The sequence below is a fragment of the Aeromonas sp. INTO2 genome (assembly GCF_049860605.1).
Classification (GTDB): domain Bacteria; phylum Pseudomonadota; class Gammaproteobacteria; order Enterobacterales; family Aeromonadaceae; genus Aeromonas; species Aeromonas caviae.
The window spans coordinates 1,411,496-1,433,152 of sequence record NZ_CP187588.1; the positions used below are offsets into that span (position 1 = coordinate 1,411,496).

Below are 21,657 nucleotides of genomic sequence, written 5' to 3' on the forward strand. Positions count from 1 at the left end.
CCGCAGAAAATCATGCCGTAAGCGTCAAGTTGCGCCAGGGGATGGCGACCGTCCGGCCGCCTGAAGAGAGAGGGTCAGGGTTGACGTGCGCGTCAAGTCGCGGCGGGTTCGAAGATCACATAGAGCTTGCGACAAGGGGTGAGGGTCTCCCACTGCCCGACAAAACCGGCGGGAATGACGAACTGATCCCCTGGTTTGAGGTGCAGCCGGCCACCCTGCTCGTCGTGGATCACCGCCTCCCCTTCCAGCATCTGGCAGTATTCGTGTTCGGTATAGTGAACGGCCCAGCAGCCCGGCTCGCAAGCCCAGAAGCCCACGTGAAACTGCTGGCTCGGGTCGGAGTAGTGGTTCCATGCCGTCTGGCTCGGCGTTCCGGCCCTGATGCGCTCGGGGGCTGGCATCAGCGGGGTGGGGGAGACAGTGTGCTTGTCCAGCAGGATCCAGTCGTTCAGGCTCTTCATGGTGCGTCCTTGAGTGGCGAAGGAGCATCCTGCTCCCGTTTAGTTTGTTTAACGATGTTGCGCTTACGTTAAACGAAACGGGCCCCCTTTGCCAAGGGGGCCCGTGCAGGCTGAAGGCTACCGGAAGGGCGGCACCCGGGATCAGACGATGTCGATGTCCACCACGGAGTCGAAGATGTGGTTCGGTCGAAACGGCATGCGGTCGATGTCCGCCACCTTGCTCACCCCGGAGAGCACCAGCACCGTCTCGAGACCGGCCTGGAAGCCAGCCAGGATGTCGGTGCGCAGGTTGTCGCCGATGATGATGGTGTCGTCGGAGTGGGCCTCCATCCGGTTGAGAGCCGCGCGAATGATCCAGGCGCTCGGCTTGCCGACATAGAAGGGCTTCTTGCCGGTCATCCGCTCGATGGGAGCGCACAGGGCGCCGCAGGCCGGGTACATCAGGGGGCCGTGGGTGTCGGGGTTGGTGGCGATGAAGCGGGCCCCCTGATCCACGAACTTGGCGCCCTGCTGCATCATGGTCCAGTTGTAGTTGCGGGTCTCTCCCACCACCACGAAGTCCGGGTCGATGTCGGTGATGGTGAAGCCGGCTTTATAGAGCTCGTGGGTCAGGGCCCCTTCGCCAATCACATAGGCCTTCTTGCCATCCTGGCGCTTGAGAAAGTCGGCGGTGCCCATGGCGGAGGTGTAGAAGCACTCCTCGGGCACCTCTATTCCGGCGGAGCGGAAGCGGTTTTGCAGATCTTTCTGGGTCTGGGCCGGGTAGTTGGTGAGGAACAGGAGCTTGCTGCCCTGCTCCAGCAGGCGGTGGACGAAGCGGTCGGCGCCGGGAATGAGATCGTTGTTGTGCAGGATGACGCCGTCAATGTCACAGATGACGTTTTTCTTCATGAATTCTCCTTGTAGGGCGCAAGAGCGGGGACAGGGCATCCCTCTGTTCGTCTCTTCAATCGGTTATGGTTTTTGTGCCGCCATTATAAGGCCCTTTGATGACAAGTCTCCTCCGGCGGGCCAGATGGGTGCGCAATGAAGGCGAAGAGAGGGCGCCGCCCCGGTGGTGTCCGCACGGAGTCTGACGATGGAGCCGTCATCATGGAGCACTTTATTGCCGGCTTGCCCAAGCTGGAACTGCACCTGCATATCGAGGGGACCCTCGAACCCGAGCTGATGTTCGCCCTCGGCCAGCGCAACGGGGTGGCGCTGCCCTGGCCCGATGTCGACAGCCTGCGCGCCGCCTATGAGTTCGACGGCCTGCAATCCTTCCTCGATCTCTACTACCTCGGCGCCAGCGTGCTCATCCACGAACAGGACTTCTTCGACCTCACCTGGGCCTATCTCGAGCGCTGCGTTGCCGATCACGTGGTGCACGTGGAGATCTTTTTCGCTCCCCAGACCCACACCGCCCGCGGCGTGCCTTTTGCCACCGTGCTGGGGGGCATCGAGCGGGCGTTGCAGGCTGGCGAAGCAGCCTTTGGCATCAGCTGGCGGCTCATCATGAGCTTCCTGCGCCACCTGAGTGAAGAGGCGGCATTCGCCACCCTGGCAGAGGCCATGCCGCACCTGGTGCGCCTGCACGGGGTCGGCCTCGATTCGGGGGAGCAGGGCAACCCGCCCAGCAAGTTTGCCCGGGTCTTTGCCCGGGCCAGGGAACTGGGGTTGCCGGTGGTGGCCCACGCCGGCGAGGAGGGACCTGCGGACTACATCTGGCAGGCGATCCGGGAGCTCGGGGTGCAACGCATCGATCACGGGGTGCGCTGCGTCGAGGATCCCTCGCTGCTGAGCTATCTTGCCGACACACGGCTGCCCCTCACCGTCTGCCCCCTCTCCAACGTGCGGCTCAGGGTGTTTGACCAGATGGCCCACCACAATGTGCTGAGGCTGCTGGAGCAGGGGCTCTGCGTCACCGTGAACTCCGACGATCCCGCCTATTTCGGGGGATACCTGGGGGCCAACTTCCAGGCCCTGGCCGACGGGCTTGTCGCCAGCCAGGAGCAGCTGTGCCGCCTCAGTCTCAATGCCGTGGAGGCGAGCTGGCTGAGCCTCGCGGACAAGGTGCGTCTGACCCGGGACATTCGCCTCCATGCCGCCCTGCACGGGGTGAGCCTGCACTGAGCAGGCCGCCTTGCACATCTTGAATGGAGGAGGCCCGCCATGGCGGGCCTCTTTGTGCCATCGTTGGGCGGGTATCAACCCACCCTCACCAGATACTTTTCCCCTTGTCCCTCCTGCTTGACGCGGGTGAGCAGGGCGGGCAGGGCGTCGAAGTCGCCCACCACCAGCGGCGGCAGGGTCAGCTCGCCGCTCGCCATCTGCGCCATCATGGCGACACCGGCCGCTACCAGACGGCTCCACTGTTTGTCCGAGCCAAAGGCGTGCTGGGCGCCGAGGGCAATCTCGTGCAACGAGTGGCAATGGCTAAAGGCGGGCAGCGGGTTGCGCGCGATGCGCCCGAGCACCGTCACCATGTGGCCGTAATAGCCAAGGGCAGGCAGCAAGGCTTCTGCCTGCTGGCTGGAGACCAGATCGATGATCCCCTCGAAGGGTTCACCGCCGTTGGCGGCCTGCAACTGGGCCAGCCAGTCGGGATCCCGATAGTCCGCCACCCCCTGCACGCCTAGCTGTTTGAGCCACTGGTGGTGGCGCGGGCTGGCGCTGGCAAAGACGCGGGCCCCCTTCTGGAGGGCAAGTTGCACCGCGAAGCGGCCGACACTGCTGCCAGCCCCCGAGATGAGCAGGGCCTCCCCGTGCAGGTGCGGCAGCTTGGCCAGCGCCTGCCAGGCGGTGAGGCCGGGGCAGGGGAGCGCGGCGGCCGCCTCGTCGCTCAGGGCATCGGGCACCGGCATCAGGGCGCGAGCCGGCACCAGGGTGTGGCGGGCAAAGCTGCCGCCGTGGCGCAAGTCGGTGTGATAGGCGACCCGGGTGCCGGGGCGCAGGTGGGTGACGTTGGCCCCCAAAGCCACCAGGGTGCCCATGCCATCGACGCCGGGCACATGGCCTGGCTGCCAGTGGGGATGACCCTGTTCGATGAGTTTCCAGTCCACCGGATTGAAGGCGATGATCCGGTTGGCGACGAGGACCTCGTCGGGCCCGGGGGTGGGGAGCGCTTGCCGGGTGAGGGTGAGCTGGTCCGGTTCGCCGGGGGCGTGCCAGCACCAGGCCTGGGTATGGGTCATGGTGACTCCTTGAAAGAGAGGGAGCGCAGATTGAGTCATATGGCGTAACAATGTCTTGAGTTGTTGTTGCACTGGCAAGACAACCAGGCGGACCCCACGCTGGTGGGGGCCGCCCGATAAGGCGTTCGGCGCGAGCCGCCTTATGTCCGCTCTGCCCCATAGACGGGGTAATCAGTCAGCCCTTTCTCGCCGCCGCCAAACAGGGTGGCGGGATCATGGGGAGCGAACGGATGGCCGTGGCGCAGGCGGTTCGGCAAGTCGGGGTTGGCCACGAAGGGGCGACCGAAACCAATCATGTCGGCCCAGCCTGCCTCGATGGCGGCGCGGGCGCGTTCCCCATCGTACTTGCCGGCGTAGATGAGGGTGTTGGGGAAGGCGTCGCGCAGCCCCTGCTTGAAGCTCTCCGCCATCAGGGGGGCGTCGTCCCAGTCCGCTTCGGCGACGTGCAGATAGACCACGCCGAGCTTGCCCAGCAGGCGCGCGGCGGCCAGATAGGTCTCCTGGGGGTTGGCATCCACGGTGCCGTTGAGGGTGGTGAGGGGCGCAAGGCGTACCCCGACCCGGTCGGGACCGATCTCGTCACAGACCGCCTCGGTCACCTCTTTGAGGAAACGCAGCCGGTTTTCGAGCGAACCGCCATAGCCGTCGGTGCGGGTATTGGACTCGGAGTCGAGGAACTGGTTGATGAGGTAGCCGTTGGCGGCGTGCAACTCGATGCCGTCAAAGCCCGCTTCCATGGCGTTGCGGGCGGCCCGGCGAAACTGCCCCACCACGGCGTCGATGTCGGCCTGGGTCATGGCGCGCGGGGTGACGGTCTCCACAAACCCCGGGGCATCGCTGCCGTTGTCGACGAACACCTTCACTCCCTTGGCCTGGATGGCGGAGGAGGAGAGGGGCTGGGCGCCGCCGATGTTGTCAGGATGGGTGACCCGGCCCACGTGCCAGAGCTGGGCGAACATGATGCCACCCTCGGCGTGGACGGCATCGGTTACCTGCTTCCAACCTGCCACCTGCTCGGCGCTGTGGATGCCCGGTGTCCAGGCGTAGCCCTTGCCCAGGGGATCTATCTGGGTGCCTTCGCTGATGATGAGGCCGGCCCCGGCACGCTGGGCGTAGTAGGTCGCCATCATGGCGTTGGCCACGTCCCCGGGCTGGCTGGCGCGGGAGCGAGTCATGGGGGGCATGACGATGCGGTTGGCAAGGTGCAGCTGGCCGAGGCGAAGGGGGCAGAACAGGGGATCGTGGTGCATGATGGATTCCTCAATCTTTGGGAGTGAGGTGACTCTAGAGGGGATTGTTATTGTGAAAAAGAGGGGGTATTGCAGAAGAGAATTGCCGTTATCGCAGCAATGGCGCGGGAGGGGCCGGGCTCGGGCCAGAAAAAAGAGGGCCAAAGGCCCTCTTTTGCTGCATTGCCACCGATGATCAGGGGGAGAGTGGGGTGACCCGTACTCGCTCGATGCGCCGCTCGCTCACGGCCATGACCTCGAAGCAGAACTGGCCGAGGTGCAACTGCTGACCGACGTCGGGCAGGCTGCCGAAGTGGGAGAGCAACATGCCCGCCAGGGTCACGTACTCGTCGCTCTCGCTCACCAGACCGTCGCAGTTCAGTGTCTGCTCCACCTGGTGGATGTTGGTGGTGCCGTGGATGAGCCAGTGCTCGCCCTCGCGCACCACATCGGGGGTCTCGTCCTCGTCCGGCAGCTCGCCGACGATGGCCTCCAGCAGATCGTGGTTGGTGACCAGCCCCTGGATGACGCCAAACTCGTCCGCCACCAGAATGAGGCTGCCCCTGGCCTGGCGCAGCTCCGCCAGCAGCCGGATCACGTTGATGGTCTGGGGCACGATGACGGGCTCGTTCTGTCTGGCTAGTGCTGCTAGGGATTGCCCCTCGTTGAGGGCAAACAGCAGATCCCGAGCCTTGACCACCCCGATGATCTCGTCCAGCTCCCCGTCACAGACCGGGAACAGGCTGTGGGGGGCCCGTTGCAGCAGGGCGCGGATCTCGTCCTCGCTGTCGCTCACGTCGATCCACTCCATCTCGGAGCGCGGGGTCATGATGGTGCGAATGGAACGCTCGGCCAGCGACAGCACGCCGCTCACCATGTAACGCTCCTCTTCACCGAAACCAGGGGGCAGGGGCTGAGCCTGCACCTCTTCTTCGTCCTCCTGCGGGTGGGCTGAGCGCTTGTTCCCCCCCATCAGCTTGAAGATGGCGGCGGTGGTGCGCTCGCGCAGGGGCTGGCGCGCCTCATGGCGCAGGGCACTGCGCTGGGCGAGCTGGTTGAAGAACTCGATGAGCACCGAGAAGCCGATGGCCGCGTAGAGGTAGCCCTTCGGAATGTGGAAGCCGAAGCCCTCCGCCACCAGGCTGAAGCCGATCATCAAGAGGAAGCTCAGGCAGAGCACCACCACAGTGGGGTGGGCGTTGACGAAGCGGGTCAGGGGCTTGGAGGCGAGCACCATCACCACCATGGCAATGGTCACGGCCGCCATCATGACGCCGAGGTGATCCACCATGCCGACGGCGGTGATGATGGAGTCCAGGGAGAAGACCGCATCCAGCACCAGGATCTGAGCGATCACCACCCCGAACCCGGCATAGACGCCGGTGCCGCCTTGCTCCTCGGGCTTGGCCTCGAGTCGCTCATGCAGCTCGGAGGTGGCCTTGAACAGCAGGAAGAGGCCGCCTCCCATCAGGATGAGATCCCGACCGGAGAAGGGGTGATCCCAGATGTGCAGCAGAGGAGCCGTGAGGGTGACCAGCCATGACATGATGGTGAGCAGTCCCAGGCGCATCAGCAGGGCCAGGGAGAGACCGATGATGCGCGCCTTGTCCCGCTGGGCGGGGGGCAGTTTTTTCACCAGGATGGCGATGAAGACCAGGTTGTCGATCCCGAGAACGATTTCCAGGATGATCAGGGTAAGCAGACCGACCCAGATTGACGGGTCCAGCAAGAATTCCATGTGATTGACCTCAATGAAGACAGATGCAGTGAATCGTGGTCACGGCGTGGCCGTGGTGACGGAGACGATCGCTTCAGAGGCGTTGGTTGAGCAGGTACAGATAGGCTTTGATGGGAAAAGACGAAGGGCTACTTCGGGGATTGTCCATGATGGGCAATAAAACCTCGGGTCAAAAGTGAGCCCTGATGATAACGACTCGCCGCCATTTGGCAAGGGGGTCTGGACGCGCAGGGGGAGGCGCTCGCCCAACAGGGCAACAGGGACAGGCGGGGCTTGCCAGGGAAGCCCCGCCTTGCGGCTTACAACCAGCGTTTCTCGCGGGTGAAGCAGACCGAGAGCCAGGCGTCTCCCAGGGTGTCGCCGAGGCGGGACCAGAGCTCCTGGCGCAGGGCATCCTGGCGCTCGACGGGCCACTCCTGGCCGGGGGCCACCAGGATGTTGAGCTCGAGATCGAAGCGGCGGCCGCTTTTTGCCAGGTGGCTGTAGCACTCGACCCCATGGCGCAGGCGCAGGGCTTCGACTTCGCTGGCCACCAGCCGGGAAACATCCCCCTTGGGGGCAATTTTTAGCACTTCCCGCAGGTTGCGACCGAGCACCTTGATGGGAATGAGGGTGGCACACAGGGCCAGCAGCGAGACCAGCACCGGGTCTATATAGCGGTTGTAGTGGCCGTAACCCAGGGTATCGAGCCCGATGGCGACCAGAAAGCCGATGAGCAGGGTGGCGCTGAGCAGGGTATCCACCAGCCACTCCTTGGAGTCCACCCGCACCAGCTCGGAGTTGACCCGCTCGGCCACGTCGGCCTCGATGAGATAGAGGATGCCGCAGAAGAAGGTGGAGACGACGGCATAGATGAGGGCGTGGCCGAGATCTATTTCTCGTCCGCCCGCCAGAAGGGAGGTGATGCCGCCATAGAGGGCGCCAAGGCAGAGCAGCAGAATGATGGCGCCGTTGATGACGTTGGCGATGGGTTCGAAGTGGGCGTAGCCGTATTGGAAACGGGCGTCGGAGGGGCGGGTGACCAGGTAGGCGGTGATGAGCCCAAGGCCCGTCATGCCCATGCTGAACAGGGTGAAGATGCCGTCCAGCATGATGGCGTTGGAACCGACGAACAGACCATAGCCGATCCCGAAAATGGCAAAGGTGATGCAACCAAACAGCGACAGGGTCAGCGCCTGTTTTTCGGTGCGAATAAGCGTACTGATAACATGGCTGTAGTGAGCCATAAAAGTCCTCCTTTCAAATGGTGAAGATTGCGCGCGCAAGCGGTTTTCTAGCTGATATACTGCCCGCTCACATGTGAGCGGACTGGTTCGGACACCCGCAAAGAGGCAGGTCCGAACGGTCGTTGTCGCCGGAATGCCGGCATCAAGCAAAGGATGGGAACAAGGATTCATGATCCCGAGACTCGATTACCAGGACAGTTTGTCACCTACAACCCTGCAGTTTCTTGAGTTGCTGGCGCGATCAGCATTTCGTGGTGATATCGAAAAGTCTTATGCAAGCCGGTTGGCGATGGCGACGGATAACAGCGTCTATCAGGTCGTACCTCAGGCGGTTCTCTATCCGCGCAGCGCGGACGATATTGCGGTGATGCTCAAGCTGGCCCAGGGGCCCGAGTACGCAACCTTGAGTTTCTTCCCTCGCGGCGGCGGTACCGGCACCAATGGCCAATCCTTGGGCGGCGGCATTATCGTCGATCTCTCGCGCCATATGAACCAGATCATGGAAATTAATCTGGAAGAGGGTTGGGTGCGGGCCCAGGCCGGGGTGGTCAAAGACCAGCTCAATGCCTATTTGAAGCCCCACGGCTACTTCTTCTCGCCGGATCTCTCCACTTCCAACCGCGCTACCCTGGGGGGCATGGTCAACACCGATGCCTCGGGGCAGGGCTCCTTGGTGTACGGTAAGACCTCGGATCATGTGCTCGGCCTCAAGGCCGTGCTGGAAAACGGCGATCTCATGGCGACCGAGCCGGTGACCGGTCAGCGTCTGGCGGACAAGCTGGCCCTCGAGACCCGTGAAGGGGAGATCTATCGCACCCTCTATCGCATCGGCCGCGAGCGGCGCGCCGACATCGAAGCCACCTTCCCCAAGCTCAACCGCTTTCTGACCGGTTACGATCTCAAGCACCTCTATCAGCCCGATACCGACACTCTGGATGTGAGCCGGGTGCTGTGCGGCTCGGAAGGCTCCTTGGGCTTCATCACCGAAGCCCGGCTCAACATCACCCCCATCCCGCGCTACCGCACGCTCGTCAACGTCAAGTACGACAGCTTCCCGTCGGCTCTGCGCAATGCCCCCTTTATGGTTGAGGCCGAGGCGCTGTCGGTGGAGACGGTGGACTCCCGGGTGCTGGGACTGGCCCGCGCCGACATCATCTGGCACTCGGTAAAGGATCTCATCCAGGATGTGCCGGGCAAGGATCTGCAGGGGCTCAACATCGTCGAGTTTGCCGACACCGACGAGGATGCGCACAAGGCCAAGGTGGCGGAGCTGTGCCGGCGCATCGACGCCCTGCTGGCCAGGGGGGAGGCGGGGATCATTGGCTATCAGGTGTGCGACCACCTGCCGAGCATCGAGACCATCTATGGCATGCGCAAGAAGTCGGTGGGGCTGCTCGGCAACGCCGAGGGGCGCAAGAAGCCGGTGGCCTTCACCGAAGACACCGCCGTGCCGCCGGAATCCCTGGCGGACTTCATCATGGAGTTTCGCGCCCTGCTGGACGCTCACGGCCTTGACTACGGTATGTTCGGCCATGTCGATGCCGGGGTGCTGCACGTGCGCCCGGCGCTGGACTTGTGCGATCCGGAGCAGGAGGTGCTGCTGCGGCGCATCTCGGATCAGGTGGTGGCGCTCACCGCCAAATACGGCGGCCTGATGTGGGGGGAGCACGGCAAGGGCTTTCGCTCCGAATACAGCCCCGCCTTCTTCGGCGAGCTGTGGGAAGAGCTGCAACGGGTCAAGGGGGCATTTGACCCGGCCAACCGCATCAACCCGGGCAAGATCTGCATGCCTTATGGCAGCGGCGCTTCGCTTGTCTCGGTGGACGGGCCCAAGCGCGGCAAGTTCGACCGCCAGATCCCGATTGCCGTGCGCGAGAGCTATACCCGGGCCCTCGATTGCAACGGCAATGGTCTCTGCTTCACCTTCGAGACCGACTCCCCCATGTGCCCCTCGGTCAAGATCAGCCGCGACCGCCGTCACTCCCCCAAGGGGCGGGCTGGCCTGATGCGTGAATGGCTGCGCCAGTTGTCGGAGCAGGGCTTCGATCCCCTTGCCGAAGAGGTGGCGCTGCAAAGCGGCGGTCTGCGCTTCAAGCAGATCGTCGACAAGTTCCGCAATACGGTGGCCCGCGCCCGGGGCGAGTATGACTTCTCCCACGAGGTGATGGAGGCGATGGAGGGGTGCCTTGCGTGCAAGGCATGCACCAGCCAGTGCCCCATCAAGGTGGATGTACCCACCTTCCGCGCCCGCTTCATGCAGCTCTATCACAGCCGCTATCTGCGCGGCCCCAAGGATTACTTCGTGGGCACGGTAGAGAGCTATGCGCCCCTGCTGGCCAAGGCGCCGAAACTGGTCAACTTCTTCCTCGAAAAAGAGTGGGCCCAGAAGGCGACCGAGAAGAGCATCGGCATGGTGGATGTGCCGCTGCTCTCCGTACCGACCCTGGCCGAGGAGCTGCGGGATCACCGCGCCCGCTATTTCGATCTGCCGGGCCTGGAGGCCATGAGCCCCGAGCAGCGCCAAAAAGTGGTGCTCATCGTGCAGGATCCCTTCACCAGCTACTACGACGCCCCCGTGGTGCGTGACCTGGTGAAGCTGGCCAGCAAGCTGGGCTATCAGCCCTACCTGCTGCCCTTCAAACCCAACGGCAAGCCTCAGCACGTGAAGGGATTCCTGCGCGCCTTCGCCCGCACCGCAGCCAGCAGCGCCCAGTTCCTCAACAAGGTGGCGGCCCTCGGCATCCCCATGGTGGGGGTCGACCCCTCTTTGGTGCTCTGCTATCGAGATGAGTACGTGAAGGCGCTCGGCCCCGCCCGCGGTGATTTCCAGGTGCTGCTGCCCCAGGAGTGGCTGCTCTCCCTGCCTGCCGAGGCGCTGCCGCTGCGGGGAGAGGCTGCCGCCGACCCCTGGTATCTGTTTGCCCACTGCACCGAGAAGACCGCCAAGCCCACCACCCACGGTGACTGGAGCACCCTGTTCGGCCGCTTCGGTGCGCGTTTGCAGCCGGTGTCGGTGGGTTGCTGCGGCATGGCGGGCACCTATGGTCACGACGCCAAACAGGTGGAGAACTCCAAGGGGATCTACGGTCTGAGCTGGGCCGAGCCTCTTGAACGCCTGCCCAAGGCTCGCTGCCTGGCCACCGGCTATTCGTGCCGCAGCCAGGTCAAGCGGATGGAGGGGGAGAAGCTCAAGCACCCGCTGCAGGCCCTGCTGGAACTGCTCTGATGCTCCACTTTCCCAAGGGATTCCGGGTGCCAAAGGCCTATCGGCACCCGCATTTTCTGTTGCTCCCCACCACGCCGTCCCAGGCCGTGGTGGAGTTTGTCGCCATCCTGCGCGAGCGCGAGCAGCTTCATCAGCTGTTTCGCCCGGACGATGTGTGGCCTTCCGCCAGTTTCAGCCTGAGCCAACACGAGGCCGATCTGGAGTGGCAACGTTCCGAGTTCCTGGCCAAGCGCTCCTTTGCCTATGGCCTCTGGAGCCCGGACAGGGAGCCCCGCTTCTGGGGCGGGGTTTACCTCTATCCATCGGTGCTGCCGGAGGTGCAGGTGGAGCTCTTCTTCTGGAAGGTGGCCGAGGCGCCGCTCACTGACAGCGAACTCGAAGCCGAACTGCGCGCCTGGCTCGGCAAGGTATGGCGCTGGTCCGAGCCGCGTCTGCCGGGGCGCGACCAGCTCTGGGGCGAGTGGCCAGGGGTGACCTATCCCTGGTGAGGGTCAATCTCGATGCAAGATGCCCCGGCGTGGGCATCTTTTTTTTTGCGCCTTTTTCGCCGACACTGCTGGTTTGCCGCTACAGCGCAGCGATAACCCGTTGATCACGCAAGGAGTCCGCTCACCATGAGTCAAGAAAGCAGTCCCATCTGGCGCAAACCCATGAGCCTGGAGGGGCTCAATGCCAGCTCCCGCAACACCCTGATGGCCCACCTCGATATCGTCTACACCGCCTTTGGCCCCGACTGGCTGGAGGCCACCATGCCGGTGGATCACCGCACCCATCAACCGCTCGGCATGCTGCACGGCGGCGCCTCCGTGGTGCTGGCGGAAACGCTGGGATCGCTTGCGGCCAACATGGCGGTGGGGGAGGAGAGTTATTGCGTGGGGCTGGAGGTCAATGCCAATCACCTACGGGCCAAGCGGGAAGGGATGGTGACGGGGCGCTGCGCGCCGCTGCATCTGGGGGCGACGACTCAGGTGTGGCAGATCGAGATTCGCGATGAACGTGGTCGTTTATTGTGCACCAGCCGATTGACCATGGCGGTGCTCAAGCACAAGCGGGACAAGGACTCTGGCGAAGCGTGATCCGCAATAACGCATCATGAGTGAAAAATAAGCAAGCCATAGTCGCGAGATCCCTCTATAATTGCCAACGTCTTGAGACACCTATCACATTTTTCAAGACAGCAGAACAAAGTGGCGCTATAATCGCCGCCTTTTTGCTATTCCGCGGTGTTAGCCGCCTGCCTTAATCTGGAAGAATCTATGTCTGATACCGAACAACTGCCCCTTTTTAGTGAGCTTGGACTGGCCGCGCCCGTATTGAAAGCGCTGCAGGACGTGGGCTATGAGCGCCCGTCTCCCATCCAGGCCGCAGCAATCCCCCACCTGATGGCGGGACACGATCTGCTGGGGCAGGCACAAACCGGTACAGGGAAGACCGCTGCTTTTGCCTTGCCTCTGTTGTCTCGTCTGGAAGCTGGTAACCGTAACACCCAGATCCTGGTGCTGGCGCCGACCCGCGAACTGGCTCTGCAGGTGGCCGAGGCGTGCCAACGCTACGCCCACCACATGCCCGATTTCCACGTGCTGCCCATCTACGGCGGCGCCTCCTACGAAACCCAGACCCGCGCCCTGCGCCGCGGTGCCCAGGTTGTCGTGGGTACCCCGGGCCGCGTGATGGATCTGATCCGTCGCAAGAACCTGGACCTCTCCGGTCTGAAAGCCCTGGTGCTGGATGAAGCAGACGAAATGCTGCGCATGGGCTTCATCGACGACGTGGACTGGATCATGGATCAGTGCCCGGCCGGTCGTCAGGTTGCCCTGTTCTCTGCCACCATGCCGGAGCAGATCCGTCGTGTTGCCCAGAAGCACCTGAAGCAGCCCAAAGAGATCAAGATCGCCTCCAAGACCGCGACCGCCACCACCATTCGCCAGCGTTACTGGCAGGTGACCGGTCTGCACAAGCTGGACGCCATGACCCGTCTGCTGGAAGTGGAATCCTACGAAGCCCTGCTGGTGTTCGTGCGTACCAAGAACGCCGCCGAAGAGCTGGCGGGCAAGCTGGCTGCCCGTGGTCACGCCTGTGAAGCGCTGCACGGTGACATCCCGCAGAAACTGCGTGAGCGTACCGTTGACAAGCTGCGTCAGGGCCAGCTGGACATTCTGATCGCCACCGACGTGGTCGCCCGCGGTCTGGACGTTGAGCGCATCACCCACGTAGTGAACTACGACATCCCCTACGACACCGAATCCTACGTTCACCGTATCGGCCGTACCGGCCGTGCCGGTCGCAAGGGTGAAGCCATCCTGTTCGTGGCGCCGCGCGAGCGTCGCATGCTGCGTGCCATCGAGCACGCCACTCGTCAAGCCATCGAGCCGATGAAGATGCCGAGCACCGAGGACATCAACCAGCACCGTCTGGCCAAGTTCAAGGAGCGCATCCGCGAAACCATGATGGGTGAAGAGCTCGAGATCTACCACAACCTGGTGAACGAGCTGATTGAAGAAGATTCTGCCGATCCGCTGGAGCTGGCTGCTGCACTGGCCAAGCTGGTACAGGGCGATCAACCGCTGCTGCTGGATGACTCCATTCCGGATCCGGTGTTCAACGCTGGCAACGATCGCGGTGGCTTCGAGCGTCGTGAGTTCAACGACCGTGGCGGTCGTGACTTCGGTGACCGTGGCGATCGTCCGGCCCGTCGCATGCCGTCCCTCGAACCGCGTCCGCTGAAAGACAACCCGGACGTGGAGATGGAGCGTTACCGTGTCGACGTGGGCGCCCATCACGGCGTCAAGCCGGGCCAGATCGTGGGTGCCATCGCCAACGAAGCGAACATCGAGAGCCGCTTCATCGGCAACATCGACATCGCCGATGACTTCTCCACCGTCGATCTGCCCAAGGGCATGAGCGCCGAGGTGCTGGAAGTGATCAAGAAGGCCCGTGTCTGCCAGCGTCCGCTGCAGATCACCCGTTACACCGAAGTGCCGGCCGGTGGCAACACTGCTCCCCGTCCGCCCCGTGGTGATCGTCCGTTCCGTGGCGACCGTCCTTTCAACAAGGATCGCCGTCCCCAGGGTGACCGTCCCTTCAACAAGGATCGCCGTGAAGGCGGTTTCGACAAGGGTCGCAAATTCGGTGGCAACAAGCGCCGCGACAGCTAAACCCTGACTGCACTGATGAGAAGGCCGCTCCATGGAGTGGCCCTTTTTGTGTCTTTTTTTCAGATGCGTAGCGAAGATTGTCACCTTTTTCCGGCCGTGGTGGGCATCCGGTTTGATGAGGAGCCAGTGAAAGAAAAATGGTGCAATCCATTTGCCTGGGGGTGGCGCCTGGTGTCATTCTTTGGGAATCGATTGGATACTTTTGGAAGACGCACAATCGTTGCTGGTTGCAAACGACTGCGACTTTGGTCTGAAGGTGCATTCTGTTGTTTGCATATGAGTCAGCAGAGTGAGATGAATAAATAAACCGTATGACAGGGAGGTGCGTGATGGGCAAGTGGCTTGGCAAGGTGTTGCTGATATCTGGATGGCTCGTGTCGGGTATGGTGTTGGCGGAGGAGCCCTTCTTCAGAATTGCGGGGGCGGGGTGCTGCAATGGCAAGGGGGAGGTGGTGCTGACCCGTGCCGAGTTTGAGGCCTTGCCGCAGACGGAAGTTAAGACGGGGACGCCCTGGACCGAGGGGGAGCACCTCTATCGCGGGGTGTTGCTGCGGGACCTGGTCAGGATCTACGGTCTCAAGAGCCAGGAGGTCAAGGCCCTCGCGGTCAATGAATACTGGGCCGCACTGCCGCTGGAAGACGGGGAGAAGTACCCGGTGCTGGTGGCCGAGAAGCAGGATGGCAAGGCTCTGACCCTGCGCAACAAGGGGCCGCTCTGGGTCATTTATCCCCTCACCGACCATCCCGAACTCAACAAGGAGATCTATCACAGCCGGATGGTGTGGCAGCTGACGGCGCTGGAGAGCAAATAAGATGCTGAGCAGCAAGTTCTTGAGCCTGATCCTGATGGTGACCACCTTTTTGGGGGTGACCCTCTGGTCGGTCTGGAACTATGACCGCGCGTTCAATGAGGTGACGCGCTACACCCAGCTCTCCGCCTGGGCACTGGCCCAGCTCGAGCTGGAGATCCACGCCTTCGAAGAGGGCTTGCAGCTCTATCGTGCCGGTGCCGTCAGCCGGGAGGAGATGAACAAACGCTTTGACATTGCCTGGAACCGGCTCGATGTCTTCCTGCACGGGGAGGAGGCAAAGTCGGTCAGGGCCCGATTCGGTGCGGACAAGGCGGTCGGCAAGATCCTCGCTCTCTTCGAACATTATGAGCAGGATGTGGTGCAAGGGGAGCCGGATTCCCCCGCACTCAAGATGTTCACGGCCGCGCTCGATGACGAGATGCGCGGGGTGCGGGACGTGATGGTGAAAAACTTTACCGGGCCTTCTGCCATCGCCCAGCGTGAGCTGCTCAACGAGTCGAGAACCCAGAACTTCTTCATCCTGGGGTTTCTGATGCTGGCGACTATGGTGATGTTGATGGTGCTGTTTCGCGAAGTGCGTCGCCAGCATTTTCTGGCGTGGAACGACCCTCTCACCCGTCTCCCTAACCGGGCGGCGCTCATCAAGCACCTCCAGCAGTGGACCAGCCACCCCGGGCGGCGCAGCAGCATCACCGTCTGCCTCATGGATCTGGGGCATTTCAGGGAGGTCAATAACAGTCTGGGTTACGAAGTGGGGGACGCCTTGCTCAAACGGCTTGCGGCGCGGATCAAGGCCGCCTCTGGCCAGGGGATCTTCGCTGCCCGAACCGGCAGTGACGAGTTCACCCTCATCATCACCGGCACCATGCCCACCTATCTGCGCTTCCCGTTTCTGGAGCAACTGCGCAGCGAGCTGGCGGATCTGGTGTTTGCCGCCGATCCGGCGCACCGGGTGCGGGTCTTCATGGGCACCAGCCAGTACGTGAAACCGGATCATTCACCGGAAGAGATGCTGTTGTTTGCCGATATCGCCCTCGACAGCGCCAAGCGCAAACGGCTGAATGACAATGTGCTCTTCTCCAGCAGCATGTATCAGCACTATCAGCGCAAACGCCGGCTGTCGACCGAGCTGCGGGAGCTTATCCACTGCCCGCAATGCCCGCAATGCCCGCAATGCCCGCAACTGGCCCTTTACTATCAGCCCATCGTGCGCGGCCAGAGTGTAGTGAGGCTGGGGGCCGAGGCGCTGATCCGCTGGCATCATCCGGAATATGGCTTTATTGCCCCCCTCGACATCATCTCGCTGGCAGAAGAGAACGGGTTGGGCGAGGCGCTCGGGGGCTGGATCATCCGGCGCATGCAGCTCGATCTGTCCGGCTTCCCGGAGGAGGTGCTAGCACCGCTCGAGATCTCCATCAACCTCTCCAACTCCATGTTCAACATGGGGTTGGCCAGGGAGATTGAAGAGAAGATGGAAGATGGGCCGTTGGGGCTGCACCAGTTGATAGTGGAGCTGACCGAAACCATCGCCCTCGATGACATCGCCCTCAGCAAGCAGATCATTCACTCCCTGCGCCAGATAGGGGTGCGGGTGGCCCTCGATGACTTCGGGACCGGCTGGTCCTCGCTCTCTTACCTGCGTGAACTCTCTTTCGACAAGCTCAAGATCGACCGCTCCTTCATCACCGCCATCGACAAGGATCCCCGTCAGGCGCTGTTCGTCGAGACCATCACCACCCTCTCTCATCAGTTGGGGGTGCGTGTCGTGGCAGAAGGGGTGGAAAACAGCGATGAGCTCAAGGCGGTGCTCACCATAGGGGTGGATGAGATCCAGGGTTATTTCTACTCGCGTCCCTTGCCGCTGCCGGAGTTCATGCAGTTCTGTCACCGCTATTTCGCCCACAGCGCCGCCATTCAGGAAGTGGCACTGGGGTAGCCTTGGGGCAATCGAGCCCCTGTAGCCTTGTCTTCGAGTCCCTCTGTTCGATCGTTCCTGGTTGATATTTCATCCCGACACCTTTCTCCCATGGCAGGACCGCCCTTGACGCGGTTTTCTTGTGCCTCCTGCCAGAACGAGGGTGCGAGAGGGCAGGCCCGGTGCTACCTTGTGCCACGAACAGTGCCACAGGGCAGAGGAGCCATAAATGGATCGCTTGGGGGTGATGGAGGTGTTCGTGCTGGCGGTGGAGACCGGCTCGTTTTCGGCGGTGGCCCGCCGACTGGGGATGGGGCAACCCACGGTTTCCAGATTGATTGCCCAGCTTGAGGCGCACCTTGGTAGCCGCCTGTTGCTGCGCTCGACCCGGGGGCTGGCGCCTACCGAGGCCGGAGAGGCCTACTATCTGCGGGCGAGAGAGATCCTGGCCCAGGTCAACGAGGCCGATGCCATGGTGCAGCAATGCCGGGCGGGCCTGAGCGGGCGTCTGCGGGTGAGCGCTCCCGTCACCTTCGCCCGCCTGCATATCATTCCCCATCTTGCCGGTTTTCTGGCGGCTCACCCGGGACTGGATCTGGAGATCCTGCTGGATGACGGCAATGTGGATCTCATTTCGGCGGGCATCGAGGTGGCTCTGCGGATCGGCAAACAGGCTGACTCGTCGCTGGTCGCCCGCTGCCTCGCCCGAAGCGACGTGCGGGTGTTGGCGACGCCGGCCTATCTGGCCGCCAAAGGAGAGCCTGAGACCCCTCAGGCCCTGCAACAGCATGATCTGGTGCTTTACAGTCCACGGCCCGGAATGGGGCAACAGTGGCGATTTCGCCGCGGCGTCGAAGAGAAGGTGGTTTCCGGAGAAGGCAGGCTGACGGTCTCGGCGGCCGAAGGCATGCGCGCAGCCGTGCTGGCAGGACTGGGGCTCGGTATTGCCTCGGAGTGGATGTTTGCCCAAGAGCTTGCCCGCGGCGAGGTGGTGGCGGTGCTGCCCGAGTGGCAACTGCCCATGCAGGAGCTCTGGACCCTGCTCCCGGCAGGTCGCCAGCCCGGTGCCAAGGCGAGCGCCTTTCTGGCATTCGTGACCGGCCTGCCCGGCGTGGGGCATACGCCAGCGGAATAACTGTTATGGTCCCCACCGCTCTACTGGTGGCGACGCTCCCCGGGTAGGCTGTGCGCATGGGGCCCGTATCCTGGCGGGAGCCCTTCTACCACGAGGAGAAGATCATGAGTACATCGCCTTCTGCCGGAGGGGCCGCAACCCCCGGGCCCTCCCTGCTCTTCGCCATGGCCCTGTCATGCGGCCTGGCAGTTGCCAACATCTACTACAACCAGCCCATGCTGGCGGTGATGGCACAGGACTTTCCCGGGCACTCGGGCATGCCATTGATCGCCATGCTGACCCAGCTCGGCTATGCCATGGGCCTGCTTTTGCTGGTGCCGCTTGGCGATGTAGTCGAGCGCCGCTGGCTCATTCCGGGGCAGTTTGCATTGATCGCGCTGGCCTCCCTGCTGGCGGCCACGGCCACGAGTGCCACCACCTTGATGCTGGCCTCCGTCCTGTTCGGCATCGGGGCCACGGCGGCCCAGCAGATAGTCCCGGTGGCGGCGGCCCTGGCAGATCCCGCCCGCCGTGGTGCCGTGGTCGGCAGCGTGATGAGCGGCCTGCTGGCCGGAATACTGCTCAGCCGCACCGTCGCTGGCCTGGTCACCGCTTATGGCAGTTGGCGCGCCATGTTCTGGCTGGCCATTCCCCTGGCCCTGTCGGGGGCTCTGCTGATGGCCAGGATGATACCGTCCGGATTGCCGCGCTCTCCCCTCGGTTATGGCCGTCTGCTTCACTCTCTGGTCGGTCTGTGGCGCGAGGAGCCCGCCTTGCGCCGCGCGACCCTGACCCAGGCCTTGCTGTTTGCCTCCTTCAGCGCCTTCTGGACCGTGCTGGCGTTCTACCTGGCCGAACCTGCCTATGGGTTGGGGGCCGACATGGCGGGTCTGTTCGGCGTCATCGGGGTGGCTGGGGTGGTGGCGGCCCCTCTGGCAGGCCGGATGGCGGATCGGTTGGGGGCCAGACCAGTGGTATTGGCCGGCGCCGTGCTGGTGGTGCTTGCCTGGATCTGCTTCGAGCTGTGGCTCTCTCTGGCCGGGCTGGCGTGCGGGGTCATCTTGCTGGATCTCGGAGTGCAGAGCGCACTCATCGCCCATCAGCAGCGCATCTATGGTCTGAGACCTGAGGCCAGGGGGCGCATCAATACCCTCTTCATGACCGGCATGTTCCTGGGGGGAACCCTCGGCTCCAGCCTGGGGATGCTGGTCTGGCAACAGGGACACTGGCTCGGGGTGGGAGCAGCCGGCATGGGGTTGGCCTTGGTTGCCTGTCTCTGCGCCCTGGCCGGCAGGCGGGGGCTGCAACCGGTCATCTGAGGCATGTGCAAGACAAGAAAGGCGACCCCGGGGTCGCCTTTTGTCTGTCTGCTCGGGATGGACTCAGAGCACCATGGCGGCAATCCAGCCGAAGATCACCAGGGGGATGTTGTAGTGGATGAAGGTTGGCACCACGCTGTCCCAGATGTGGTCGTGCTGACCGTCCGCATTGAGGCCCGATGTGGGGCCGAGCGTCGAGTCGGAGGCGGGGGAGCCCGCGTCCCCCAGCGCGCCCGCGGTGCCCACCAGGGCGATGGTCGCCATGGGCGAGAAGCCGAGGTGGATGCACAGGGGCACATAGATGGTGGCGATGATGGGCACGGTGGAGAAGGAGGAGCCGATCCCCATGGTGATGAGCAGGCCCACCAGCAGCATCAGGAAGGCCGCCAGTCCCTTGTGACCTGCCATCATGCTGGAGACGGACTGCACCAGACTCTCCACCCCGTGGGTCTCCTTCATGACGGCGGCGAAGCCTGCGGCCGAGATCATGATAAAGCCGATGAGGGACATCATGCGCACACCCTGGGTGAAGGCATCCTGGCTCTCGCGGAATTTGATGACGCCGCCGCAGGTGAAGATGATGAAGCCTGCGAGCGCCCCCAGCACGATGCTGTTGGTCATCAGTTGCAGACCGAGTGCCACGGCGATGGCCAGCAGGGCGACCCAGATGTGGTTGAGATTGAGCTCGACCGTCTCGGGTTCGGCGGCCAGGATCTTCTCCAGATCATACTGACGCGGCTTGCGGTAGCTGAAGAAGACGGCGATGAGCAGGCCGAGGAACATGCCGAATACCGGGATGGCCATCGCCAGGGGCAACTGGCTGAATTCCACCGGTACGCCGTTGTCGACGAGATTCTTGGCCAGGATGTTGTTCAGGAAGATGCCGCCAAAGCCCACCGGCAGCAGCATGTAGGTAGCGGTCAGGCCGAAGGTGATGACGCAGGCCACCTGACGGCGGTCGATCTGCATCTGGGCCATGACATGCAGCAGCGGCGGGATCAGGATGGGAATGAAGGCGATGTGCACCGGGATCAGGTTCTGGGAGGAGATGGAGACCGCGAGCACCGAGGTGAGCAGCAGGCTCTTGACCCAGAGAATGCGGGTGCTGCTGGCATCCTTGCCGAGCTGGTTGATGACCTTGCGGGCCAGCAGATCGGTGATGCCGGAGCGGGAGATGGCTACCGCGAAAGCCCCCAGCATGGCGTAGGAGAGGGCGATTTCTGCACCGCCGCCCAGGCCGCCGGTGAAGGTGCTGAGGGTCTGCTCGAGGGAGAGTCCGCCGAGCAGGCCACCCACGATGGCACCGATGGCGAGGGAGACCACCACATTGATCCGCAGCAGGCTGAGCACCAGCATCAGCGCCACCGCGATAACAACAGGATTCATTTGATTTCCTTATGGATTGTGTTGCTGTCAGTCGTATGAAAGCCAGCTAGTTTGCGAAAAACAGGCTAAATGTCGAGAAAAAAATCGGCAGATCCCGGCCAAGGGACGCATCTTCTGCTGGCGGTGAACGGGAACCGGGAAAATGGCCCTTCTTCCTTGCCCAGACAGGTCCCCTCATGCAGACAGGCTGCCATGGGCAGCCTGTCTGGGCAGGGGCTGGGAGTGTTCAGCCCTCGTCTTCGGTGTCCGTCGTTTCATCCGGGTTGGCCAGAGGCCAACCTCCCAGGCTCTTCCAGCGATTGACGATGTGGCAGAAGAGCTCTGTGGTGCGCTCGGTGTCGTAGAGGGCCGAGTGGGCCTCTTTGTTGTCAAAGGGGATATTGGCGCTCTGACAGGCCTTGGCCAGCACCGTCTGTCCCAGGGCAAGACCCGAGAGGGCGGCGGTGTCGAAGGTGGCGAAGGGGTGGAACGGATTGCGCTTGAGGCCGGCCCGCTCGGCGGCGGCCATCACGAAGCCGTGGTCGAAGGTGGCGTTGTGGGCCACTATGATGGCGCGACCACAATCCTGCTCCTTCATGCCCTTGCGCACCCCCTTGAAGATCTCGGTGAGTGCTTCCTTCTCGTCCACCGCGCCCCGCAGCGGGTTGAAGGGGTCGATGCCGGTGAACTCCAGCGCCGCTTTCTCCAGATTGGCGCCCTCAAAGGGCTGGACATGAAAATGGAAGATCTGGTCAGGGACGAGCCAGCCCTGCTCATCCATCTTGAGGGTGTGGGCGGCTATTTCCAGCAGGGCATCGGTCTTGGCATTGAATCCGGCGGTTTCAACATCGATGACGACGGGGTAAAAGCCGCGAAAACGGCCCTTGAGGGTGTGAACGGCGTCGGTCATGGTATCTCGGTCGG

At 63.1% G+C, this 21,657-nt stretch carries 17 protein-coding genes; 9 read left to right on the plus strand and 8 right to left on the minus strand.

Going from position 1 to position 21,657, the window contains the following annotated elements:
- Positions 1–92: 92 nt before the first annotated feature.
- The gene (locus ACPW74_RS06680; RefSeq protein WP_041213049.1) at positions 93–461 is read right to left on the minus strand and encodes a cupin domain-containing protein; all 369 of its coding nucleotides are present in this window, start codon (positions 459–461) and stop codon (positions 93–95) included.
- Between the two features lie 141 nt (positions 462–602).
- Positions 603–1,352 (minus strand): HAD-IIA family hydrolase, encoded by a 750-nt coding sequence (locus ACPW74_RS06685; RefSeq protein WP_010675115.1) that lies wholly within the window; start codon positions 1,350–1,352, stop codon positions 603–605.
- A 201-nt stretch (positions 1,353–1,553) separates the two neighbouring features.
- On the opposite strand from ACPW74_RS06685, the gene ACPW74_RS06690 reads away from it, so the two are divergent.
- On the plus strand, positions 1,554–2,573 hold the full coding sequence (locus ACPW74_RS06690; protein ID WP_201890110.1) for an adenosine deaminase: 1,020 nt from the start codon (positions 1,554–1,556) through the stop codon (positions 2,571–2,573).
- A 74-nt stretch (positions 2,574–2,647) separates the two neighbouring features.
- Here ACPW74_RS06690 and ACPW74_RS06695 read toward each other — a convergent pair whose 3' ends face one another.
- The 4 genes from ACPW74_RS06695 to ACPW74_RS06710 all read right to left on the minus strand — a co-directional run bounded on the left by ACPW74_RS06695 (position 2,648) and on the right by ACPW74_RS06710 (position 7,827).
- Positions 2,648–3,634 (minus strand): zinc-binding dehydrogenase, encoded by a 987-nt coding sequence (locus ACPW74_RS06695; protein ID WP_223919293.1) that lies wholly within the window; start codon positions 3,632–3,634, stop codon positions 2,648–2,650.
- Between the two features lie 140 nt (positions 3,635–3,774).
- Positions 3,775–4,884: an alkene reductase gene (locus tag ACPW74_RS06700; RefSeq protein ID WP_201925971.1), complete on the minus strand. Its 1,110-nt coding sequence runs from the start codon at positions 4,882–4,884 to the stop codon at positions 3,775–3,777.
- Positions 4,885–5,059: 175 nt separating this feature from the next.
- The gene (locus ACPW74_RS06705) at positions 5,060–6,601 is read right to left on the minus strand and encodes a TerC family protein (RefSeq protein ID WP_103260304.1); all 1,542 of its coding nucleotides are present in this window, start codon (positions 6,599–6,601) and stop codon (positions 5,060–5,062) included.
- 299 nt (positions 6,602–6,900) lie between these two features.
- Positions 6,901–7,827: a cation diffusion facilitator family transporter gene (locus ACPW74_RS06710; protein ID WP_041214996.1), complete on the minus strand. Its 927-nt coding sequence runs from the start codon at positions 7,825–7,827 to the stop codon at positions 6,901–6,903.
- 169 nt (positions 7,828–7,996) lie between these two features.
- Between ACPW74_RS06710 and ydiJ the strand changes: the two genes are divergently transcribed.
- The 8 genes from ydiJ (at position 7,997) to ACPW74_RS06750 (ending at position 19,368) form a co-directional block, all read left to right on the plus strand.
- A complete protein-coding gene (gene ydiJ / locus ACPW74_RS06715) occupies positions 7,997–11,053 on the plus strand; it encodes a D-2-hydroxyglutarate dehydrogenase YdiJ (protein ID WP_200163617.1) in 3,057 nt (1,018 codons plus the stop codon).
- Positions 11,053–11,541 (plus strand): hypothetical protein, encoded by a 489-nt coding sequence (locus ACPW74_RS06720; protein WP_114522760.1) that lies wholly within the window; start codon positions 11,053–11,055, stop codon positions 11,539–11,541. The genes ydiJ and ACPW74_RS06720 overlap by 1 nt, the downstream gene beginning before the upstream one ends.
- Before the next feature lie 126 nt (positions 11,542–11,667).
- A complete protein-coding gene (locus ACPW74_RS06725; RefSeq protein WP_042882837.1) occupies positions 11,668–12,129 on the plus strand; it encodes a hotdog fold thioesterase in 462 nt (153 codons plus the stop codon).
- 180 nt (positions 12,130–12,309) lie between these two features.
- Positions 12,310–14,208 (plus strand): DEAD/DEAH box helicase, encoded by a 1,899-nt coding sequence (locus tag ACPW74_RS06730; RefSeq protein ID WP_029314717.1) that lies wholly within the window; start codon positions 12,310–12,312, stop codon positions 14,206–14,208.
- Positions 14,209–14,537: 329 nt separating this feature from the next.
- A complete protein-coding gene (locus ACPW74_RS06735) occupies positions 14,538–15,020 on the plus strand; it encodes a molybdopterin-binding oxidoreductase (RefSeq protein WP_043154943.1) in 483 nt (160 codons plus the stop codon).
- Position 15,021: 1 nt separating this feature from the next.
- Entirely contained in the window at positions 15,022–16,956 is a 1,935-nt protein-coding gene (locus ACPW74_RS06740) for a putative bifunctional diguanylate cyclase/phosphodiesterase (RefSeq protein ID WP_223919288.1), read from the plus strand.
- A gap of 208 nt (positions 16,957–17,164) precedes the next feature.
- Positions 17,165–18,070, plus strand: a complete 906-nt coding sequence (locus tag ACPW74_RS06745) for a LysR family transcriptional regulator (protein WP_114522761.1) — start codon at positions 17,165–17,167, stop codon at positions 18,068–18,070.
- A 104-nt stretch (positions 18,071–18,174) separates the two neighbouring features.
- Positions 18,175–19,368, plus strand: a complete 1,194-nt coding sequence (locus ACPW74_RS06750; RefSeq protein ID WP_114522782.1) for an MFS transporter — start codon at positions 18,175–18,177, stop codon at positions 19,366–19,368.
- A 63-nt stretch (positions 19,369–19,431) separates the two neighbouring features.
- Here the strand turns inward: ACPW74_RS06750 and ACPW74_RS06755 are convergent, their stop codons facing one another.
- A complete protein-coding gene (locus tag ACPW74_RS06755) occupies positions 19,432–20,754 on the minus strand; it encodes a Na+/H+ antiporter family protein (RefSeq protein WP_039038758.1) in 1,323 nt (440 codons plus the stop codon).
- 226 nt (positions 20,755–20,980) lie between these two features.
- Positions 20,981–21,643, minus strand: a complete 663-nt coding sequence (gene rnt / locus ACPW74_RS06760) for a ribonuclease T (protein WP_010675098.1) — start codon at positions 21,641–21,643, stop codon at positions 20,981–20,983.
- Positions 21,644–21,657: the final 14 nt, after the last annotated feature.

Bases quoted from the DNA above. Each gene is read 5' to 3' on its own strand.
- ACPW74_RS06680 (WP_041213049.1), bottom strand. From the start codon at position 461: ATGAAGAGCCTGAACGACTGGATCCTGCTGGACAAGCACACTGTCTCC.
- ACPW74_RS06685 (WP_010675115.1), bottom strand. From the start codon at position 1,352: ATGAAGAAAAACGTCATCTGTGACATTGACGGCGTCATCCTGCACAAC.
- ACPW74_RS06690 (WP_201890110.1), top strand. From the start codon at position 1,554: ATGGAGCACTTTATTGCCGGCTTGCCCAAGCTGGAACTGCACCTGCAT.
- ACPW74_RS06695 (WP_223919293.1), bottom strand. From the start codon at position 3,634: ATGACCCATACCCAGGCCTGGTGCTGGCACGCCCCCGGCGAACCGGAC.
- ACPW74_RS06700 (WP_201925971.1), bottom strand. From the start codon at position 4,884: ATGCACCACGATCCCCTGTTCTGCCCCCTTCGCCTCGGCCAGCTGCAC.
- ACPW74_RS06705 (WP_103260304.1), bottom strand. From the start codon at position 6,601: ATGGAATTCTTGCTGGACCCGTCAATCTGGGTCGGTCTGCTTACCCTG.
- ACPW74_RS06710 (WP_041214996.1), bottom strand. From the start codon at position 7,827: ATGGCTCACTACAGCCATGTTATCAGTACGCTTATTCGCACCGAAAAA.
- ydiJ (WP_200163617.1), top strand. From the start codon at position 7,997: ATGATCCCGAGACTCGATTACCAGGACAGTTTGTCACCTACAACCCTG.
- ACPW74_RS06720 (WP_114522760.1), top strand. From the start codon at position 11,053: ATGCTCCACTTTCCCAAGGGATTCCGGGTGCCAAAGGCCTATCGGCAC.
- ACPW74_RS06725 (WP_042882837.1), top strand. From the start codon at position 11,668: ATGAGTCAAGAAAGCAGTCCCATCTGGCGCAAACCCATGAGCCTGGAG.
- ACPW74_RS06730 (WP_029314717.1), top strand. From the start codon at position 12,310: ATGTCTGATACCGAACAACTGCCCCTTTTTAGTGAGCTTGGACTGGCC.
- ACPW74_RS06735 (WP_043154943.1), top strand. From the start codon at position 14,538: ATGGGCAAGTGGCTTGGCAAGGTGTTGCTGATATCTGGATGGCTCGTG.
- ACPW74_RS06740 (WP_223919288.1), top strand. From the start codon at position 15,022: ATGCTGAGCAGCAAGTTCTTGAGCCTGATCCTGATGGTGACCACCTTT.
- ACPW74_RS06745 (WP_114522761.1), top strand. From the start codon at position 17,165: ATGGATCGCTTGGGGGTGATGGAGGTGTTCGTGCTGGCGGTGGAGACC.
- ACPW74_RS06750 (WP_114522782.1), top strand. From the start codon at position 18,175: ATGAGTACATCGCCTTCTGCCGGAGGGGCCGCAACCCCCGGGCCCTCC.
- ACPW74_RS06755 (WP_039038758.1), bottom strand. From the start codon at position 20,754: ATGAATCCTGTTGTTATCGCGGTGGCGCTGATGCTGGTGCTCAGCCTG.
- rnt (WP_010675098.1), bottom strand. From the start codon at position 21,643: ATGACCGACGCCGTTCACACCCTCAAGGGCCGTTTTCGCGGCTTTTAC.